Here is a 14,488-nt window from a genome sequence, read left to right on the forward strand (position 1 = left end):
GGGGTGCCGGCTCAGGCGGCGACGAGGCCGGCCGCGGCGCAGGCCACCAGCAGCGCGCGGAACAGGCCCACCGGCCCGTCCACGTTCTCGTACCACTCGGTGACGAGGTGGGTGTTGCCGCCGCGCCCGCCGGCGCCCAGCGCGATGCCGGGCACGCCGCGGCTGATGGGGACGTTCGCATCCGTGGAGGCGGCGGCGAGGTCGGGCGTGTGACCCACCGAGCGGGTCGCGGCGAGCGCGCCCTGCACCAGCTCGTGACCGGGGTCGGTGATCCCGCTCGGCCGGTAGCCCAGTGGCACGATCTGCAGCGTGAGCGGCGCGGTGCCGGCGGCGCGACGGCGGTTGGCGCCGTCCAACGCCCGCGCCAGTGCCTCCGTGGCGGCGCCGTACAGCGCGTCGAGGGCCGCCTCGCTCTCCGAGCGGAGGTCGAGCTCGAGCCACGCCTCTTGGGGGATCGTGTTGAGCCCCGAGCCTCCCCCGATGCGGACCACGCTCGCGGTGGTGCGCGGCGAGGCCGGGAGCGGCAGCTCCCCGACGGCGACGGCCGCGAGGCCCACGGCCTGGACGGGGTTCGCCACGCCGAAGGCCGCCCACGAGTGGCCGCCGGGCCCGCGGTACACGGCCCGCAGCCGGCGCGAGCCCAGCGCGCGGTGCACGACCCGCTCGATGCCGGCGCCGTCCAGGGCGATGAACGCGATGGGCCGGAACCCGGAGGTCGCGAACAGATGCCGGGTGCCCGCCAGATCGCCGGCGCCTTCCTCCCCGGTCGTGGCGACGAAGGTGATCGGTGCCGGTGGGCGGAGTCCGGCGTGGTGGCACGCCCCGGCGAGCGCCAACAGCCCGGCGAGGCCGCGCGCGTTGTCGCTGATGCCCGGGCCGATGAGCCGGGCGCCATGCTGGCGCACGGTGAGGTCGGTCTCCTCCGGGAAGACCGTGTCGAGATGCGCGGCGATCACCACGCCGGCCGACGCGGTGCCGTCGCCGCCCCAGCAGCCGATCAGGTTCCCGGCGTCGTCGCGCCGGACGGCGCCGATGCCGACCTCGGCGAACCTGGCAGCCACCACGTCGGCGCGCCGGCGCTCGCTGCCGGTGGGCGCCGCGACGGCGGCGATGGCGCGCTGCCAGGCCAGCGTCTCGCCGTCGAACCGCTCCAGCCAGGCACGCGCCGCACGGACTTCCGGCAGCGCGGCGATCGCGTCCACGACGTGGCTCACGCGCGGAGGCTAACGGGCGTGCCGGGAGGTCGCAAGCGCGCTTGACGGGCCCCGGGGCGGTGGGCAGACTGTACCAGTGGCGCCACCCGATTACCGCGAACTCGTCAGCTCCTACCTGGATCTGCGGTGGCAGCTCGATCCCGTCGCCGCGAGCCAGGCGGGGGTGAGCGGCCAGGACGGCCGGCTCGGCACCTACACCAAGCCCCAGGTCAAGCTGGCCCTCGCCGCGCTCAAGGCCATGGCGTCGGCGTTCGAGTACGGCGAGACCTCGTCGCTCGACGAGGAAGTGGACCAGACCGCGGTCCTCAACGACCTGCGCATGTCGATCGCCCGCTTCGAGCGGGAGAAGCCGCACGAGCTGAACCCCGAGTTTCACCTGTCCCACCTGTTCGACGGCCTGTTTTCGCTGCTGCTGCGCCGCGACCGCACCCCTGAGGAGCGGGGGCGGGCCCTGGTCGCGAGGCTGGAAGACGCGCCGCGGTTTCTCCGCGACGCGCGCGCGACTCTCGGCCGGCCGGCGAAGGTGTTCACGGAGACCGCCCTCGCCGTCGCAGCCGGCGGGCGCGCCCTGTTCGAGGACGCCATCCCGGAGTTCGTGGCCCAATGCCCGCCGGCGACCCGGGAGGCGGCTCGGGAGGCGCTCGGCGCCGCGCGACAGGAGATGGAGGAGTTCGTCGCGTTCCTCGGCGGCGAGCTGGCCGATCGCTCCGACGCCGAGTTCGCGATCGGACGGGCGCAATTCGATTTCCGGCTCCACTACGGGCACGCGCTGCGCGAGACGGCGCCCGAGCTGCTGCGCTTCGGAGAGGCGCTGATCCGGGAGGCCGAGAGCGACCTGGAGCGGCGCGCGGAACGGCTGGCACCGGGCGTGCCGTGGCGTGCCCTGGTCGAGCGGCTGCGGCGGGACCATCCGGCCCGCACGGGCCTCGTGGCGGGGTACGCAGGGGCGATGGAGCGCTCGCGACGCTTCGTGGCGGAGCGGGGGCTGGCCAGCGTCCCGGAGGGGCCGCTCGAGGTGGTCGCCACGCCGTCCTTCATGGAGCCGCTGATCCCGTTCGCGGCGTACGACCCGCCGGGCGCGTTCTCGGACGATCGCACCGGCTGGTTCTACGTCTCCGTGCCGGGAGAGTCGCGGCTCGGGGAGCACAGCGTGCACGAGCTGGCCCTCACCGCGCTGCACGAGGGCTACCCGGGCCACCACCTGCAGCACCTGGTCGCGCAGGCGCACGCGTCTCCCGTGCGGCGCGTGGTGTGGACGCCGCTCACCGTCGAGGGATGGGCGCTCTACTGCGAGGAGATGATGGGCGAGGAGGGGTTCTTCGCGAGCGCCGAGGAAGCCTTCTTCCAGCGGCTGCACCTGCTGTGGCGGGCGGTGCGCGTCGTGCTGGACGTGCGGCTGCACACCGCGGGCATGACGGTGGAGCAGGCGATCGCGAGCCTCGTCGAGACGCTCGGTCTCGCGCGCGAGAGCGCGGAGGCGGAGGTCCGGCGGTACTGCGCGAACCCGACGGGTCCGCTCTGCTACGCCGTCGGACGCCGCGAGCTGCTGCGGCTGCGCGAGGACTGGCGACGGCGCACCGGGCCCGAGGCGCCGCTGCGGCGATTTCACGACGAGGTGCTGTCGTACGGCGGCTTGCCCGTATCGCTGATGCGGTGGGGAATGGGACTCGGTGAAGCGTGAGGGGTGAGAGGTGATGGGTGAGAGGCTCGGGAGCGAGGCGGCCCCAGCCGTCCCGCCGCTCAGCAGCACCGTGTCGCGCCGCCTCCGAAGCGCCGGGTGACGAACTCGGCGTAGTGCTCGCGCGGAGTGAGCGGCGGCGTGCCTGGATGGCTCGCCGCGTGATGGTCGAGGTAGCGCTGGTAGTCGGGCGCCCCCACGATCTGCCGCACGACGCCGAGCAATCCGCGCAGCGCCCCCCGCACCCCGCCCGCGTCCTGCGCGTCGGCGCGGCCCGGCATCGCCGGCTCCGCCGCCCCGGGTGACGCGGAGAACCCGCTGCGCGGCCTAGTCACCGGTGGCATAGGCCGACTCCACGAACGGGGCCTCGTTCACCGCCGGCGCCTTCCGCCTCGAGAGCACCAGCCACCATTCGCGGGCCGACGCCGCGATCACCACCAGCACCACCGCCATGAAGGCCAGCGCCAGCGCGGCGTCCAGGCGGTCGTTGAAGATGAGCCGGGCGGCGTTCGGGCTGCCCGCGCCCTGCGCTACCAGCCGCGCGTGGGCCAGGAAGCCGAGCCGCGGATCGCCGGCGAACACCTTCTGCCACCCGGCGGTGAGCGTCGCCGCAGCGAGCCAGAGCAGGGGCACGAGCGTGGTCCACGCGTAGCGCTGCTTCCCCATCTTGATCAGGATGGTCGTGCCGACGCACAGCGCCACCGCCGCCAGCAGCTGGTTGGCGATGCCGAACAGCGGCCACAGCGAGTTGATCCCGCCCAGAGGGTCGACCACGCCCTGGTAGAGGAAGTACCCCCACCCCGCCACGATCACGGCGCTCGAGACGAGCACGCTCGGGTACCACGACGTGCGGCCGAACGGCTGCCACAGGTGGCCGACCAGCTCCTGCAGCATGAAGCGCCCCACGCGGGTGCCCGCGTCCACCGTCGTGAGGATGAACAGCGCCTCGAACATGATCGCGAAGTGATACCAGAGCGCGAGGCCGGACCCGCGGACGACCCCGCCCAGGATGGTCGCCATTCCGACGGCGAGGCTGGGCGCGCCGCCGGTTCGCGACAGCAGGGTCGCTTCGCCCATCTGGCGGGCCAGCGCCTCCATCTGCCCCGGGTGCAGGGTGAAGCCCCACTGCGCGATCGTCCGCGCGGCGGTCTCGGCGGTGGGCCCCAGGGTACCCGCCGGCACGTTCATCGCGAAGTACACGGCGGGATCGAGCGTGGCGGCCGCGATGATGGCCATCAGGCCCACGAACGACTCCATCAGCATGCCACCGTAGCCGATCAGCCGCGCCTCGCTCTCGTGGGTCACCATCTTCGGGGTGGTGCCGCTCGCGACGAGCGCGTGAAAGCCGGAGATCGCGCCGCAGGCGATGGTGATGAAGGCGAAGGGGAAGACCTTGCCGGCGAACACCGGCCCGGTCCCGTCCACGAACCGCGTCAGCGCGGGCAACCGGGTCTGCGGCAGGACCACCAGGATGGCGACGGCGAGCGTGAGGATCGTGCCGATCTTGAGGAACGTGGAGAGGTAGCCGCGCGGCGAGAGCAGCAGCCAGACGGGGAGCGCCGCGGCGAAGAAGCCGTAGGCGATGATCGCCCAGGACAGCCCCGGGCCCGACCACGTGAACCAGCGAGCCCACGTCGGGTCGCGGGCGACCCATTGGCCGGCCACCAGGGCGGCCATGAGAAGCACGACGCCGATCGCCGAGGCCTCCAGCACGTGGCCCGGACGGAAGCTGCGCATCCACAGTCCCATCAGCATGGCGATGGGAATGGTGCTCGCGATGATGAACAGGCCCCAGGGGCTCGCCCTCAGCGCGTTGACCACCACCAGCGCCAGCACCGCCAGCAGGATGATCATGATCGCGAGGATCGCGACCATCGCGGCCATCCCGGCGACCGAGTTGACCTCCTCCTTCGCCATCTGGCCCAGCGACTTCCCGTCACGGCGCATCGAGGCGAACAGGATGGTGAAGTCCTGCACGGCGCCGCCCACCACCACGCCCGCGATGAGCCACAACGTGCCGGGCAGGTACCCGAACTGGGCGGCCAGCATCGGCCCGATCAGCGGGCCGGCCCCCGCGATGGCCGCGAAGTGGTGCCCATAGAGCACCCACTTGTTGGTCGGCACGAAGTCGCGGCCGTTGTCGAGCCGCTCCGCCGGGGTCGCCCGGCGGTCGTCCAGGGCGAAGACCCGCAGGGCCAGGAACCGCGCGTAGAAGCGGTAGGCGATCACGTAGCTCGCCACCCCCGCGGCGAGGATCCAGGCCGCGCTGATGCTCTCCCCGCGCGTCAGCGCGAGGATCGCGAAAGCGGTGGCCCCCAGGGCGGCGATGGCGATCCAGACGACGGAGGACAGGAGTCGGTGCATGTTGAGGGCTAGCATAGCCTTGGCACGGCGCACCAGTCAATGCGAATACCTTGCCACTGCCCGGAGCCACGGATATGTTCGCGCCGTGCCCAAGCCGCAGTCGGACGCCGTGACCGCGCTCCTCGAGGAGGTTGCGCACCAGGAGCAGCCGCTGCCCGTGGGCGGCAAGGCGGACCTCAAGGGCAAGGGCTCGATCGTCACCGGGGCCGCCACCGGCATCGGCCGCGCGACGGCGCTGGAGTTCGCGCGCCGCGGCTGCGGCGTCGCCTTCAACTACGTCGAGCTGCCGGGTCGCGACGTCGCCGTCCAGGCGGCGATGACCGAGGCCGTCCTGAAGAGCCTCAACGTGCCGGTGTTCTGCGACCGCTGCGACGTGCGCAAGAAGGACGAGGTCGACCGCTTCGTCCAGGCCGCGCACAACGCCCTCGGCGGCGTCCATCACCTCGTCAACAACGCCGGCATCTCCCGCGACTCCGCCCTGTGGCGGATGGACGACACCGCCTGGCAGGACGTCGTGGAGACGAACCTCACCGGCGCGTTCCACATGATCCGCTCGGTCGCGCCGATCTTCCGCTCGCAGCACTACGGCAAGATCGTCAACGTCGCGTCGGTACAGGCCATGAAGGCCGGGTTCGGCATCGCCAACTACGCGGCCTCCAAGGCCGGCCTCATCGGCCTCACCCACGCGGCGGCCGTCGAGCTCGGCCCCGCCAACGTGAACGTCAACGCGGTGGCCCCCGGCTTCGTGAAGACCGAGCTGACGCAGCACCTTTCGGAGGAGCTGGTGGCGCGCGCCCGCGGCAGCACGCCGCTCGGGCGCCTCGCCGAGCCGGACGACGTGGCGCAGGTCATCGTCTTCCTCTGCACCGACGCCGCCCGCCACATCACCGGCGAGGTCATTCGCGTGGACGGAGGCCAGACCCTCGGTTAGCTTTCCGGCCGACGGTCCGGGACAAATCCCATCGGCGGAATCATGTCGCATAAGTATCGTTACGCCATCGCGATAGTGATACCATTTCTCGCGGCGAGTTGCGGGCGGTCTCAGCGCCCCACGACGCCCGAAGACCCGTTCCAGGCCATAGGCATCGCCCCATTGCCCGTTGGTGCCCTGGTGGGCTCCAGCGTGCTCCTGCTGCCGGTCGGCGCGATGGTGCTGAGCGACTCGGCCGCGGCGGATGCGGACCTGGTGGCCCGCCGGTTCGCGCTCGCCTCAGTCGCGGGAGCGAGTCTCGACAGCGCCTTCAGACGGGGGGCCCCCGGGGTCGCATGGCTGGGCCTGGCGGAGCAGCGCCGGGCGCTGCGCCTGGCGCCGGCGATGGGGATCGACCCCGCGCGCCTGGAGACGGACTACCTGTTGAATCCGCGGGTCGAGTCGCTGGCCGACCCGCTGTGGGGCCAGCTGCGGACGCTGATCGCGCTGATGAGCGCGCAGATGGCCGTGGCGCCGGCCGGCGTCAGGCTGGACCGGCGCGCGGAGACGTACGTGGCCGAGTACGTGCTCGTGCTGGTGGACGTGCGCCAGGGGAAGGTGCTGGGGCGGGGCCGCATGGTCGGGGCGCCGGCCGCGACGCCCGAGGCCGCGCTCGCGAACGGCGCCGCCGCGACGGTACCGCCTCCCGCCATCCGCTGAGGGCGGAGCGATGGCGCATCGCGTCACGCCGATCCCGGGCGACGGCATCGGCCCGGAGATGATTGCGGCGACGCTCCACGTGCTGGAGGCGACGGGGAGCGCGTTCGCGTGGGACCAGCAGGTCGCGGGCGCCGAGTCGATCGAGCGGCCCGGCGCGCCGCTGCCGGATCCGGCGGTCGAGTCCATCCGCTCGACCGGCGTCGCGCTGAAGGGCCCGCTCGCCACCGTCACGACGAACATGTTCGGCGACATCCCCTCGGACGAGATGGCGGGCCTGGTGGGCGGGCTGGGCCTCGCGCCCGGCGCGAACATCGGGCCGAAGGCGGCCATCTTCGAGGCCGGACACGGCACGGCGCCGGACATCGCCGGCCGCGGCCTTCGGGACGACGAGGTCAGGACGCACGACCTGGGTGGCGATGCGACGACGAGCGGGTTCGCGGAGCACTTGGCGAAGCTGGTGCGAGCGTGACCGAGAGAATGGAGCGGACCGTGAGGACAGAGCGCAGGGAAGTGGCGAGACGCGCAGTTGGGCAGTGGCTGGGAGACGTGAGCGGCGAGGCGTGGAGACTGGCTGGAACGTTCGCCGTCGCTGCCGCCCTGTCCGCCGGAACGCTCCGCGCCCAGGAGACGAGCCTCACGATCTACCAGAGCGGCCGCGCGCTGGTCCGCCGCTCGTTCCCGGTGGCAGTCCCGCGGGGTGCGAGCACGCTGAGCGTGGACCTGGGCACCCGCAACGTGGACCCGGGCACGCTGGTCACCCTGGACGACGGCGTCGAGATCCGTGGGGTCACGGTGGTCGCGGCCACGGGCCCCGAGGCGTCGCTGCGGCGGGCCGTCGGCCGCGACATCGCCTTCATGGTGATGGGCGGCGACTCGGCGGTGCGGTTCATTCGCGGCACCCTGCTCTCGCTCGACCCGCAGACGGTGCGCACCGCGGGCGGCGTGATCTACGGCTTCCCCGGCACGCCGGCGTTCCCGGACTCCCTGGTGGAGCTGGCTCCCTCCCGCCTGGCGGTCACGGTGGACGCCGCGCGCGCGCGGCCGTCGCTGCGGCTCGCCTACCAGGCGGACGGCCTGCAGTGGCGGGCATCGTACACGCTCGTGGTGCCGCGCAACCTGCGCGCGTCCGGCGCGATGGCCGGCCTCGCGACGATCGATGACCCGGGTGGACTCTCGTTCAGCGGCGCCGAAGTCCAGTTGCTGGCGGGGGACGTGCGGCGCGCGCCATCGGCGGCGCCGCGTCCGATGATGGCCCGCGCCGCCATCGCGGGGAATGCGCTCGAGGAGGCCTCGGTCACGTCCGAGGAGTCGGTCGGCGAGACCCACGTCTACACGCTCCCCGGTACCGTGGACCTCGTTCCGGGCGAGTCGAAGAGCGTCGCCTTGTTCGCGCAGGCCGCGGTGCAGGTGGAGCCGGAGTACGTGCTGCGCCACGCGTCCTACGTCTTCCAGTCCCAGCAGAGCCAGCCGGAGCAGGACCTCCACGCGGAGACCGGCTACCTGGTGCGGCGCGCGAAGGGCACGCCGTTCGGCGACACGCCGCTGCCGGCGGGCGCCGTGCGCGTGCTCACGCCCGATTCCGGCGGCCGCCTCCAGCTGGTGGGGGAGCCGCAGGTCCAGCACACGCCGGCGGGGCGCGAGCTGCACCTCGTGACGGGAACCGCGTTCGACATCACGGCGCAGCGGGTGCAGACCACGTTCGCGATGGACGGGAGGCGTGCGTCGATCTCGTCGTACCGGGTCACCATCCAGAACGCGAAGAGCGACACGGTGACGGTGCAGGTGCTGGACGAGTTTCCGGGCCAGTTCGAGGTGCTGTCGAGCAGCGTGCCGGCCGAGCGCCTCAGCTCTTCCAGCGTGCGTTTCGCCGTGCGGGTGCCCCCGGGGGGTGAGGCGACGCTCGACTACCGGGTGCGCGCCCGCTGGTGAGCACGCTCGTCCACCTCTCGGACCTGCATTTCGGCGGCCTGGCCGACATCCGCGCCGTCGAGGCGGTCGAGGAGGTGCTGCCGTCGCTGGCGCCTGCCGCGATCGTCATCTCGGGTGATTTCGCCCAGCGGGCGCGCGCCGGCGAGCTCCAGCGCGGCCGGGCCTTCCTGCGTTCGGTGGCGAAGCTGGCGCCCGTGCACGCCGTGGCGGGCAATCACGACGTGCAGTGGTGGCGGGAGCCGTTCGGGGTCCCGCTGCTGGGCCGGGCGCGGCTCGCCAAGTTCGAGCGCTACCTCGGCGGCGATCTCGCGCCGACGCTGAGCGTGGACGGGCTCGTGATCTGCGGCGCGGCGTCCGCCCACGGGCTCGCCCTCGGCTCGATGACCTGGAACCCGCGCGACCTCACGGTGAAGGGCCACCTGCCGCGGGCGGAGCTGGCGCGCGCCGCAGAAGCGTTCGGGCGCGCCGGCGCGGCGCTCAAGGTGCTGGTGGTGCACCACAACGTGCTCAAGGGGCACATCTCGGACCGGTGGGGATTGGCGCGGCCGCAGGCCGCCCTGCGGGCCATCGTGGCGACCGGCGCCGACGTGGTGTGCTGCGGGCACGACCACGAGGAGGGCATCGGCACCATCGAGCGCGACGGCAGGCAGGTGGTGGTCTCGACGGCCGGCACGCTCTCGACCCGCGGCCGCAACCACCGGCCGCCGAGCTTCAACGTCCTGCGGGTCGCGCCGAAGGGCATTCGCGTGGAGATTCATGCCTTCGACCGGGCGTCCGGCACGTTCACGCTGACCGAGGGGCGGGACTTTGCTCGATAGGATGCTGCCGCGCTGGCTGCGGCCGGTCGACCACCACGCGGAACCCCACGCCGCCCCGCGGTTCAAGGTGTCCGAGGAGGCGCTGCTGGCCCGGCGGCTGGAGCTGATGGGCCTGCGCGGGTTGAAGGGCATCCGCGTCACCGACAACCGCACCGTGATGGTGAGCCTGTCGTCCAGGGGCGTGCTACGGATTCACCGGGGCTACGCGCTCGCGCCGGACCGGGTGCTCAAGGCCGTGGTGCGGTTCGTGGCGCCGGGCACCTCGCGCGCGCTGAGGCGGGCGGCGGAGCACGAGATCCTCTCGTTCCGGCCCGAGGATCACGCCGCGGGCCCGCCGCGCCGCCAGCGCGCGGGCGACCGCCCGCGGCCGGGGGACGCCGAGAAGGCGCAGCGCCTCGCGCAGCTGTTCCGCACCCTCAACGAGCGGCATTTCGGCGGAACGCTGCCCGCGCTGCCGTTCCGCCTGTCGGGGCGGATGCACACCCGCCTCGGTCAGCTGTGCATCCGGCACGAGACGGGGCAGCCGTACGAGATCACGATGAGCCGCCGCCACATCGACCGCCACGGCTGGGCGGAGGCCGCGCACACCCTGCTGCACGAAATGGTGCACCTGTGGCAGCACCAGCAGGGCCACGCCGTGGATCACGGCCGCACCTTCCGCCGCAAGGCGTCCGATGTCGGCGTCGTGGGGTCGGCGCGCCGCCACGTGCCCGCCGGGCGGCGCCGCGGCCGGCTCGCGCGGGTGGACTGACCCCTCAAGCCGGGAAACCCATGGCTCCACGATTCGAGGGCGTTGATTTCTACGACGTCGGCGCGCTGCTCTCCGAGGAGGAGCGCGCGGTCCAGGGCACCGTCCGGCAGTGGGTGGACGACCGCCTGATGCCGGTCATCAACCGGCACTACGTCGAGGGGACGTTTCCGCTCCAGCTGGTGCCGGAGATGGCGGAGCTGGGCTTCTTCGGCGCCAACCTGCCGGAAGAGTACGGGTGCGCCGGCCTCAACAACGTGGCCTACGGGCTGATCATGCAGGAGCTGGAGCGCGGCGACTCGGGCGTGCGCTCCTTCGCCTCGGTGCAGGGCGCGCTGGTGATGTACCCGATCCACGCCTTCGGCTCGGAGGAGCAGCGGAAGAAGTGGCTGCCGAAGATGGCGGCGGGCGAGGTGATCGGCTGCTTCGGCCTGACGGAGCCGGATTACGGGTCCAACCCCGGCGGGATGATCACGACCGCACGGGAGACGAAGGACGGCTGGGTCCTCAACGGCGCCAAGATGTGGATCACGAACGGCTCCACGGCCAAGGTGGCGATCGTGTGGGCCAAGACCGGGGCGCTCGACGACGCGGGCAGCATCCGCGGCTTCATCGTGCCGACCGACACGCCCGGCTTCAGCGCCAGGGACCAGAAGGGCAAGCTGTCGCTGCGCGCGTCCGACACCTCCGAGCTGGTCCTGCAGGACGTGAAGGTCGGCAGGGATGCGCTGCTGCCGGGCTCCGGGGGGCTCAAGAGCCCGTTGAGCTGCCTCACGCAGGCACGCTACGGCATCGCCTGGGGAGCCTTGGGCGCCGCGATGGGGTGCTACGACGAGGCGCTGCGCTACGCCAAGCAGCGGGTGATGTTCGGGAAGCCGATCGCCGCGTTCCAGCTCCAGCAGCAGCGGCTGGCCGAGATGCTGAGCGAGATCACCAAGGCGCAGCTGCTCGTCCTCCAGCTCGGCCGGCTCAAGGACCAGGGCAAGGCGACGCCGCAACGGGTCTCGCTGGCCAAGCGGAACAACGTGGACGCGGCGTGCGAGGTCGCGCGCGAGGCGCGCCGGCTGCTCGGAGCGAACGGGATCCTGGTCGAGTACACCGCCATGCGGCACCTGGCGAACCTGGAGAGCGTGTACACCTACGAGGGCACGCACGACATGCACACCCTGATCCTTGGGGAAGAGATCACCGGGATCAGCGCGTTCGAGTGACCGACACGTCCGCGCGTCGGTCGGTGCGCGGGAAGGGCGCCCGCGTGCCCGGCGGGAACACGGGCGGCGGGACCACTAGCGAGGGGATCGAGTGAAGATCGCGGTCTGCATCAAGCGGGTGCCGGACACCGAGACCCGCGTCCGGATCGGCGCCGACGGCGTGTCGCTGGACGAGAGCGGCGTCAAGTTCATCGTCGGCCCATACGACGAGTTCGCGGTCGAGGAGGCGCTGCAGCGCCGGGACAAGGCGGGCGGCGGCGAGGTGGTGGCCGTCGCGCTCGGTCCCGAGGCCGCCCAGGAGACGATCCGCGGCGCGCTCGCGATGGGCGCCGACCGCGGCGTGCTGCTCAAGGCCGACCGGATCCCGGCGGACGCACTGGCGGTCGCCAAGGCGTTGGCGGCCGAGCTGAAGGACGGCGGCTACGACCTGGTGCTGTTCGGGAAGATGGCGGTGGACGACTACCACCACGCCGTCGGCCCGATGACGGCCGAGCTCCTGGGCCTGCCGTGCGTCACGGCGGTGTCGAAGCTCGAGCTGGAGGGCGGGAAGGGCGTGGCGGAGCGGGAGATCGAGGGCGGCGTCGAGGTGGTGGAATTCGCGCTGCCGGCGGTGCTGACCGCCGAGAAGGGGCTCAATGCGCCGCGCTATCCCGCGCTCAAGGGGATCATGGCGGCCAAGAAGAAGCCGATCGAGGTGAAGCCGGCGGCCCTGGGCGAGAGCCGCGTGGTCGTGACGGCGCTCGGCCTGCCGCCCGAGCGGAAGGCGGGGCGGATCCTGGGCGAGGGGCCGGACGTGGTCCCCGAGCTGGTGCGGCTGCTCCGCACGGAAGCGAAGGTGCTCTGATGGCCGACGTGCTCGCGGTGACCGAGCAGCGCGACGGCGCGCTGCGCAAGACCAGCCGGGAAGTGGTGTGGGCGGCGCGCCAGCTGGCGGACGCGATGGGCGGAACGGTGGACGCACTGGTGCTCGGCGCGCCGGGCGTGGATGCGGCGGGCGCGCAGCTCGGCGCGGTCGGCGCCGACCGGGTGCTGGTGGCCGAGGACGCCTCGTTCGCGAGGTACTCGCCGGACGGCTACGCGGCGACCGTGGCGGCCGTGGCGAAGGGCGGCGGGTACGGCACCGTGCTGGTCGCCGCGACGGCGGCGGGGAAGGACCTGGCGCCCCGGATCGCTGCTCGGCTCGACGCGCCGCTCGCGAGCGACGTGACGGGCATCCGCATCGAGGGTGGCAAGGTCACGGCGACGCGGCCGGTGTACGCGGGCAGGGCGGTGCAGCAGCTCCGGCTCGACGCGCCCCTGGCCGTGGTCTCGGTGCGGCCCAACACGTTCGTGCCGGGGAGCGCGGCGAAGAGCGGCGCGGTGGGGAAGGTGGCCGCGTTCCCGGCCGCGCGGGTGGTGGTGCGCGAGGTGAAGGCGGCCGAGCAGGGGAGGCTCGACGTGGCGGAGGCGTCGGTGGTGGTCTCCGGAGGCCGGGGCCTCAAGGGTCCGGAGCACTTCGCGCTGATCGAGAACCTGGCGAAGGCCTTCGGTGCGGCCGTCGGCGCTTCGCGCGCGGTGGTGGACGCCGGCTGGCGGCCCCACGCCGAGCAGGTGGGCCAGACCGGCAAGACGGTGAGCCCGCAGCTCTACGTCGCGGTGGGCATCTCCGGCGCGATCCAGCACCTCGCGGGGATGCGGACGGCGAAGGTGATCGTGGCGATCAACAAGGACAAGGACGCGCCGATCTTCCAGGTGGCGGATTACGGGATCGTGGGCGACCTGTTCGAAATCGTGCCGCGGCTGACCGAGGAGGTCGCGAAGGCCAAGGCCGGCTGACCCTGCGGCGGGCTCGCTACCAGACGAAGGGAATCAGTGAGGACGCGCAGCACCAGCGTCGCGATCGGGACGAGGACCAGCAGGGCGCCCGCGTACGTTGCTACGAGTGGACGAGGGCGCGGCGGACCGAAGCCACGTCGGCCACGAAGGACTGCATCTCCTCGGGCTTGGGGCGCTTGGCGCGGCGGTAGATCGCCATGGCGTCGTCCTTCACCTCGACCGACCAGTCCGGATGCTGCGCGAAGTAACCCAGGGCCTCCGCGCCGAACGCGGCTCGGATCCGGCCCTCGTCGGGACCCCTGAGCAGGTAGTGCTTCGAGAAGTCGGGGCTGGCCTCGAAGTTGATGTCCTTGTGGCCGAAGATCTCGCCGATCTTGTCCCACCAGTGCTCCGGCGACAGCATGAACTCCGGGAGCCCTCCCGCGCCGGGGATGATCGCCACCGTTTGGGTCCACGTGTGCGAGTTCTTCCCACCCCCCGTCGTGTAGCGGTAGTCGAAGACGGAAGCCGCCGCGTCGTCCACCTTCCCGGTCATCAGGTTCCACCCCTTCCGCCCGTGGCCGACGCTGAAGAGGTGGAAGGTCCCGAAGCTCGAGGCCTGCTCGGTGGGAATCTCGGGCTGGAAGTTGAAGCCCATCCGCAAGCATGCGTCCGCCAGGGCGGCGGTCCGCTTCTTTTCGAACGCCAGCGCCAGGGAGATGCCGGCACCGACGGCCACCGCGATGGCGCCGATGACCAGAAACGGCGCCAGTGGCGCGGCTGCGGCGACCGCGCTCACAGCTGCTGCTCCGCGATGCGGGCGATGATCTCCGCGTAGGGCGCCGTCTCGGCGGTGGGTTGTCCCGTGGCCGGATCGGTGCGCACGTGCCACTGCAGCAGCTCGGACAGCTCCATGCCCTCGTCCTCCGAGAGATGCAGGCGATAGCTGCCGCGCTCGACCTTGGCGCCGTCGATTTCCTTCTGCACGTCGGGCGGAATGTGCTTGGCGCGCTTCAAGGCCTCGAGCATGGCGGGAGTGAGGAGGAGGTTCATTAGGGTCCTCGTGAAGGTCAGCCGTAGGACGTGAAGGATGAGAAGTGAG

Annotated in this window: 15 protein-coding genes; 10 read left to right on the forward strand and 5 right to left on the reverse strand. The window is 72.4% G+C overall.

Going from position 1 to position 14,488, the window contains the following annotated elements; genetic code table 11:
* Positions 1-11: 11 nt before the first annotated feature.
* Complete coding sequence (locus VMF70_10470; protein HTT68442.1) at positions 12-1,214, reverse strand: M20/M25/M40 family metallo-hydrolase; 1,203 nt, start codon at positions 1,212-1,214, stop codon at positions 12-14.
* Between the two features lie 76 nt (positions 1,215-1,290).
* Here VMF70_10470 and VMF70_10475 point away from each other — a divergent pair, with 76 nt between their 5' ends.
* Positions 1,291-2,895, forward strand: coding sequence for a DUF885 domain-containing protein (locus VMF70_10475; protein HTT68443.1), 1,605 nt, complete (start codon positions 1,291-1,293; stop codon positions 2,893-2,895).
* A gap of 59 nt (positions 2,896-2,954) precedes the next feature.
* Here the strand turns inward: VMF70_10475 and VMF70_10480 are convergent, their stop codons facing one another.
* Positions 2,955-3,173, reverse strand: coding sequence for a YbdD/YjiX family protein (locus tag VMF70_10480; protein ID HTT68444.1), 219 nt, complete (start codon positions 3,171-3,173; stop codon positions 2,955-2,957).
* A gap of 46 nt (positions 3,174-3,219) precedes the next feature.
* A complete protein-coding gene (locus tag VMF70_10485; GenBank protein HTT68445.1) occupies positions 3,220-5,256 on the reverse strand; it encodes a carbon starvation CstA family protein in 2,037 nt (678 codons plus the stop codon).
* A gap of 85 nt (positions 5,257-5,341) precedes the next feature.
* Here VMF70_10485 and VMF70_10490 point away from each other — a divergent pair, with 85 nt between their 5' ends.
* From VMF70_10490 to VMF70_10530, 9 genes are all read left to right on the forward strand, one after another.
* The gene (locus VMF70_10490) at positions 5,342-6,187 is read left to right on the forward strand and encodes an SDR family oxidoreductase (protein ID HTT68446.1); all 846 of its coding nucleotides are present in this window, start codon (positions 5,342-5,344) and stop codon (positions 6,185-6,187) included.
* 180 nt (positions 6,188-6,367) lie between these two features.
* Positions 6,368-6,886, forward strand: coding sequence for a hypothetical protein (locus VMF70_10495; GenBank protein HTT68447.1), 519 nt, complete (start codon positions 6,368-6,370; stop codon positions 6,884-6,886).
* Positions 6,887-6,896: 10 nt separating this feature from the next.
* On the forward strand, positions 6,897-7,355 hold the full coding sequence (locus VMF70_10500) for an isocitrate/isopropylmalate family dehydrogenase (protein ID HTT68448.1): 459 nt from the start codon (positions 6,897-6,899) through the stop codon (positions 7,353-7,355).
* 77 nt (positions 7,356-7,432) lie between these two features.
* Positions 7,433-8,815, forward strand: a complete 1,383-nt coding sequence (locus VMF70_10505) for a hypothetical protein (GenBank protein ID HTT68449.1) — start codon at positions 7,433-7,435, stop codon at positions 8,813-8,815.
* Positions 8,812-9,633 (forward strand): metallophosphoesterase, encoded by an 822-nt coding sequence (locus VMF70_10510; GenBank protein HTT68450.1) that lies wholly within the window; start codon positions 8,812-8,814, stop codon positions 9,631-9,633. Before VMF70_10505 ends, VMF70_10510 begins: the two co-directional genes overlap by 4 nt.
* Position 9,634: 1 nt before the next feature.
* Entirely contained in the window at positions 9,635-10,384 is a 750-nt protein-coding gene (locus VMF70_10515; GenBank protein ID HTT68451.1) for a SprT-like domain-containing protein, read from the forward strand.
* A gap of 20 nt (positions 10,385-10,404) precedes the next feature.
* Entirely contained in the window at positions 10,405-11,592 is a 1,188-nt protein-coding gene (locus VMF70_10520; GenBank protein HTT68452.1) for an acyl-CoA dehydrogenase family protein, read from the forward strand.
* Between the two features lie 91 nt (positions 11,593-11,683).
* Positions 11,684-12,436 carry an electron transfer flavoprotein subunit beta/FixA family protein gene (locus VMF70_10525; protein HTT68453.1) on the forward strand — a complete coding sequence of 251 codons (753 nt, stop codon included), beginning with the start codon at positions 11,684-11,686 and terminating at the stop codon, positions 12,434-12,436.
* Positions 12,436-13,407 (forward strand): electron transfer flavoprotein subunit alpha/FixB family protein, encoded by a 972-nt coding sequence (locus VMF70_10530; GenBank protein ID HTT68454.1) that lies wholly within the window; start codon positions 12,436-12,438, stop codon positions 13,405-13,407. The genes VMF70_10525 and VMF70_10530 overlap by 1 nt, the downstream gene beginning before the upstream one ends.
* A gap of 100 nt (positions 13,408-13,507) precedes the next feature.
* Here the strand turns inward: VMF70_10530 and VMF70_10535 are convergent, their stop codons facing one another.
* Together VMF70_10535 and VMF70_10540 are read right to left on the reverse strand one after the other, a co-directional pair.
* Positions 13,508-14,185 (reverse strand): hypothetical protein, encoded by a 678-nt coding sequence (locus VMF70_10535; protein HTT68455.1) that lies wholly within the window; start codon positions 14,183-14,185, stop codon positions 13,508-13,510.
* The gene (locus tag VMF70_10540; GenBank protein ID HTT68456.1) at positions 14,182-14,439 is read right to left on the reverse strand and encodes a hypothetical protein; all 258 of its coding nucleotides are present in this window, start codon (positions 14,437-14,439) and stop codon (positions 14,182-14,184) included. Before VMF70_10540 ends, VMF70_10535 begins: the two co-directional genes overlap by 4 nt.
* Positions 14,440-14,488 lie beyond the last annotated feature (49 nt).

The organism is Gemmatimonadales bacterium, from assembly GCA_035502185.1.
Lineage (GTDB): Bacteria > Gemmatimonadota > Gemmatimonadetes > Gemmatimonadales > JACORV01 > Fen-1245.

What these genes read in the sequence shown, in the direction of transcription:
- VMF70_10480 (HTT68444.1), bottom strand. Translation starts at nt 3,173, where the DNA reads ATGCCGGGCCGCGCCGACGCGCAGGACGCGGGCGGGGTGCGGGGGGCG.
- VMF70_10485 (HTT68445.1), bottom strand. Translation starts at nt 5,256, where the DNA reads ATGCACCGACTCCTGTCCTCCGTCGTCTGGATCGCCATCGCCGCCCTG.
- VMF70_10500 (HTT68448.1), top strand. Translation starts at nt 6,897, where the DNA reads ATGGCGCATCGCGTCACGCCGATCCCGGGCGACGGCATCGGCCCGGAG.
- VMF70_10515 (HTT68451.1), top strand. Translation starts at nt 9,635, where the DNA reads ATGCTGCCGCGCTGGCTGCGGCCGGTCGACCACCACGCGGAACCCCAC.
- VMF70_10530 (HTT68454.1), top strand. Translation starts at nt 12,436, where the DNA reads ATGGCCGACGTGCTCGCGGTGACCGAGCAGCGCGACGGCGCGCTGCGC.
- VMF70_10520 (HTT68452.1), top strand. Translation starts at nt 10,405, where the DNA reads ATGGCTCCACGATTCGAGGGCGTTGATTTCTACGACGTCGGCGCGCTG.
- VMF70_10540 (HTT68456.1), bottom strand. Translation starts at nt 14,439, where the DNA reads ATGAACCTCCTCCTCACTCCCGCCATGCTCGAGGCCTTGAAGCGCGCC.